At 56.6% G+C, this 4,103-nt stretch carries 2 protein-coding genes and 1 pseudogene; all 3 read left to right on the top strand.

Features of this window, described 5'->3' with window-relative positions:
- Positions 1-372 precede the first annotated feature (372 nt).
- The 3 genes and pseudogenes from B4968_RS07760 (at position 373) to B4968_RS07750 (ending at position 3,934) form a co-directional block, all read left to right on the top strand.
- Positions 373-1,950: an oleate hydratase gene (locus B4968_RS07760; RefSeq protein WP_083098020.1), complete on the top strand. Its 1,578-nt coding sequence runs from the start codon at positions 373-375 to the stop codon at positions 1,948-1,950.
- A 462-nt stretch (positions 1,951-2,412) separates the two neighbouring features.
- Positions 2,413-2,781 (top strand): annotated as a pseudogene (locus B4968_RS26095) (BON domain-containing protein); the annotation flags it as partial.
- Positions 2,782-2,911: 130 nt separating this feature from the next.
- On the top strand, positions 2,912-3,934 hold the full coding sequence (locus B4968_RS07750) for a mechanosensitive ion channel family protein (RefSeq protein ID WP_241525626.1): 1,023 nt from the start codon (positions 2,912-2,914) through the stop codon (positions 3,932-3,934).
- Positions 3,935-4,103: the final 169 nt, after the last annotated feature.

Below are 4,103 nucleotides of genomic sequence, written 5' to 3'. Positions count from 1 at the left end.
GCTATGCGGCAGGTAGCGACATTTGCAAAGTCTGTCTTTCGGCCTGGGAACACAGCCTGCGACCGCTGCGATGCCGCATGAGAAGCGGTCATTGATGAGAGGTGCGGCGAAATTTTGGAGTTGGAGGGCAGAAGTTCGGACTAAGCAGTTGCTTGCATTATTTTCATCAACTCCCGCTTTGCGACCCTTACCTGCCGTTTAACTAACAACTCCCTCCGGCGATCCGGCTTTCAGTAAGCTGCGATTGGCGTGACATGCAGAGGTCCTTGAACCGAACAGTCGCAAGTCCGGCGCCAGACTGATCCATGTCAACGCGATGCCCTTCGTCTGGAGCTAACTTGCCCAAGTTCCAAACCGGAAGGGCAATGGCAAATGTCAAAAGCAACATTGCTTGAGCAACACCACATCATCGGCGGTGGCATCGCCGGACTGGCAACTGCCGTCTACTTGATCCGCGACGCAGGGGTCGGAGGCAAGAACATCCCCATCTACGAGCAGCTCGGGATTGCTGGTGGATCGCTGGACGGGTCGGGCGACGCCGAGACCGGATATATGATTCGCGGTGGTCGCATGTTCGAGGAACACTTCGCGTGTACGTTCGAACTTCTGGACACGCTCCCGTCCCCGAAGGATTCATATCTCAGCGTCACTGAGGATATCAAGGCCTTCAATCGCATGGTGCCAGGGTCGTCCAACTGTCGCCTCGTTCGGGACGGGCGACCGGCTGAAGACCGCTATGATCTGACGCTGGGTGCGCAGGACATTGTCGATATCTACCGCCTCATCCTTCGGACGGAACGCAGTCTCGCGGGACGCAGCATTGAGGAATGGTTCGAGCCGTCCTTCTTCGAGAGCAATTTCTGGCTGATGTGGTCAACGATGTTCTCTTTTCAGCCGTGGCATGCGCTGACTGAAATGAGGCGCTATCTGCGGCGGTTCATCCACCTCTTTCCCGGTTTCACGCGAGTCGCGGGCATTCTACGTACGCGCTTCAATCAGTATGATTCCCTGATCGTCCCCATCGTAACATGGCTGCGGGATCGGGAAGTCAGGATCGATACCGGCAGGCAGGTCACTGACGTTATGATCGAGGGAACTCGGCGGGACCGTCGTGTCACGGCCCTCACTTTGGGCGACGGTCGGAGAGTGAAGGTCAGCGACGATGACCGCGCATACCTCACGCTGGGTTCGATGACGGACGCGAGCGCAGAGGGTACGAACGACCGCGCCCCGGATATTGCGGACCAAGAAGGTGGGGCATGGGCGCTGTGGCGCAAGCTTGCGGCTACGCACGAAGGTTTCGGCCGCCCCGACGCGTTCTGTGGCGACACCAGCAAGACCGCATGGCATTCGTTTACGGTAACAATGGATCGCCCGGATTTCTTCGGGTTTATGGAGGATTTCACGAACAATCGGACAGGCACTGGCGGACTGATCACTTTCGCTGATTCTGGTTGGACGCTGTCGGTCGTGCTGTTCCACCAGCCGCATTTCCGAGGTCAAGAACATGGCACCTACACCTTTTGGGGTTATGGATTGCGCGGCGATCGGCTCGGCGACTTCGTCAGCAAACCGATGTGGGAGGCGACAGGCAACGAGATCATCAGCGAGCTATGCGGGCATCTGAAACTTGATGCAGCGCAGGCAACTTGGTTCGACGACGCGCGCGTTCTGCCGTGTCGAATGCCTTATATCACCAGCCAGTTCATGCCCCACAAGCCGGGCGACCGCCCTGACATTCGCCCCATCGGTGCGCGAAATTTTGCGGTGATCGGGCAATTCTGCGAACAGCCCCGCGATTGCGTCTTCACGGTGGAATACTCCATCCGCTCCGCGCGCACCGCCGCGGCGGCCCTGACGGGCCGCGTCGATCCACCGCCGCCCGTAGCACGCACCGACCTTAACCCAATGGTCCTGATAAGGGCGGCCCGAGTACTGATGAGAATGTAACCACTGTGCTTGTCCGCCAATGCAATTCAGGCGCGCAATCGGAAGTATCTTCGTTGGGATTCGTTTCGGCATGAACGACCGAATCGCGCCAATTGACGGTCATCTGAGCGCGATGCAGCATCTGTCAAAGTGGGCTCGAAGCGGACTTGCGGCGCTGCAGCACTAGGATCGTCGCGCTGAAGCTCTACATTAGGCCGGTCAATGAAGGTTGCTAGCACAATGTAGACCTTGGCCGCAGGCCACCAGCTGTGGTCTATTGGCTGAGAAATAATCGACTCAACCCATCAGCAGGAATAGAGTGTAGCTTGACTGCGCCCGAAGCTGTCCATTTTTTGAGAGTAGCTCAAGTGGCGGTTTTCGAAAACAGCATACAGTCCTCACGCAGCGGCGATGTGCCCAATTGCTATATTTCGAACTGATGTAAAGATGATCGTCCGATAACCTCTACAGGCAGAAGTATCGATGAAAACAAGATGCGCGTTTCTTTACGGCTCTGTGCTACGAGCTTTCGGCTGCCTGGCAATATTGCTCGCGTTTGCGCTCATGCCTGCAAGTCGACCAGTACAGGCGCAGACATCGCCGAACATGCTGGATGAGGTCGCCAGTGATCCGCAAAAGGACGTCTCTGTAGCGCCCGGTGTGTTTGACGCGGAGATCGAAAATCGACTACGGCGGATTGTGGTCGCCAGTAGGTGGTTTGGACCCCTTGCCATTTCCGTGCGAGAGGGCATCGTTTTTCTCGACGGCCAAACCGAAACCGAAGAGCGGAAGGAATGGTCACGCCAGTTGGCTCTCAGAACTGAGGGCGTTGTGGCCGTCGTCAAGCGAATTGAGGTGAATCCACAAGTTAGCTGGGACCTGACACCGACGTGGCGCGAGATCGATCGGCTAAGCGATCAGGTTCAATGGTTTGCGCCGTTAACCGGTCGTCTCGGTCCTTATTCTGCTGTGCGCGTGGGCCTTGTCGCTCGGCGTTGCTGTTTTGGCACGTCATTCGCTTCGTCGGCGTATTGCGTCTCCACTGCTCCTGCAGCTTGTGGCACGCACATTGTCGATACCCGTGATCTTGATCGGTATTTACCTGGTGCTTCAAATTGCTGGCCTCACGCGCCTAGCCATTACCGTGTTGGGAGGAACGGGCCTCGTCGGTATCGTGCTGGGCCTTGCCTTCCGTGATATTGCTGAGAATTCTCTCGCAAGCATCCTTCTCAGCATACGAAATCCTTTTCGTGCGGGCGACTGGATCCAGGTGGGCGAGCATCAGGGCCTTGTCCAGAACCTCAACATCCGCACGACTGTCTTGCTGACGCTGGATGGAAATCATGTGCAAATTCCAAACACTTTAATTTTCAAAAGTATTATCAAGAATTTCTCCACCAATCCAAATCGGCGAGCCGAGTTCACCGTCAGTATCGGATACGAAGATTCCATCCTGAAGTCTCAGGAGATCATCATTCAGGCGCTCCGCGCGCACCCAGCGGAGCTCGAAGACCCCGAGCCGAATGCTCTGGTCGACGAACTGGGTCCGTCAAAGGTAAGCATTCGGGTGCAGTTCTGGTTTGACGGAAGATTGTATTCGGTTTTCAAGGTTCGATCGGCGCTTAGGCGGCAGGTCAAAGGTGGGCTACAGACTGCTGGAGTAACGATACCGAATCCGGCCCAGGAAATCGTCTTTCCGGATGGTGTTCGCTTCCCGCACACCCCGACCGCAGAATGCAACAGTGAGGAAGAGCTTAGGCGCCTAGAAGCAGGAAGCGGAGAGGCCGCAATGGTCACAACCGGAGAGGGTGATCTCGTTTCCGAAATGGCGGAGTTGGAGCGCCAGGCCGACGCGGTAGACTTGCAGGGCGCGGATGAAAACCTGCTCACCTCTGAGGTGAGCAGGACGCTCCCCCACGCTGAAGGCCCCACATTCACAAGTAGAGACTTCGGGCTACGTGATGGCGCTTGTCTGATGGACAAACGCGTATACAATTGTCGTTAAATCCCAAATACGGCAGTGCCAACAGCCGGAACAATGGCACCTGTAGTACCGCAGAATCGACTTCGGCCGCCTTAGCTATCTGAGCGTCTGCTTTCGGGACCCTGGTCACAGAATGCCGCGCCTGCAGTGTAGTCGCTGCGGTACATTGGCTAATGTCTAGAAAGGGCTG

The organism is Pseudophaeobacter leonis, assembly GCF_002087335.1.
Taxonomy (GTDB): Bacteria; Pseudomonadota; Alphaproteobacteria; order Rhodobacterales; family Rhodobacteraceae; genus Pseudophaeobacter; species Pseudophaeobacter leonis.
Note: the sequence above shows the minus strand (reverse complement) of the source record. Positions and strands in the feature narration are given on the sequence as shown.